The sequence below is a fragment of the Paenibacillus sp. GbtcB18 genome (assembly GCF_019091125.1).
GTDB classification, from domain to species: domain Bacteria; phylum Bacillota; class Bacilli; order Paenibacillales; family NBRC-103111; genus Paenibacillus_F; species Paenibacillus_F chitinolyticus.
Window position 1 is genome coordinate 1 of the sequence record NZ_JAGXJX010000142.1, and the last position, 425, is coordinate 425.

Genomic DNA, 425 nt, shown 5'->3' on the forward strand with positions numbered 1-425 from the left:
TAGGACGCGAGGCGATGGAGGAACGGGCGGGTTTTCTTGCAGGAAGCCTGGAGGAAGTGAAGGAGAAGCTAAACAAGTTTATAGATGGACACGGTGAAGCCGAAGGCGTGTACCGAGGGCAACAGAAACGGAACAAAGAAACCATAGCCGTAACGGAACTGTTTATGTCAGATGAAGAGCTGCAGGAAGTAATGGACAAATGGCTGCTTCAGAAAAAATACAGCCGAATTGTGGAGTTGTGGGTAAAGGGAGGACAAGTAGAGTGGGGCAAACTTTACGAGGGTCAAAAACCGAGGCGGATCAGTCTTCCCACTTATCCTTTTGCAAGAGAACGTTATTGGGTGCCGATGGGGGAAGGGGAAAGCGCCGTGATTCCGGGGACGCATCATCCTGCACAGGCAGTCAAGCTGCATCCGCTGCTGCAT

1 protein-coding gene is annotated in these 425 nt (G+C 51.5%); it reads left to right on the forward strand.

Features of this window, described 5'->3' with window-relative positions; all coding sequences use genetic code 11:
• Nucleotides 1–425, forward strand: a 425-nt coding sequence (locus tag KVT34_RS29890; RefSeq protein WP_217563258.1) for a hypothetical protein, incomplete at both ends; no start/stop codon positions are given.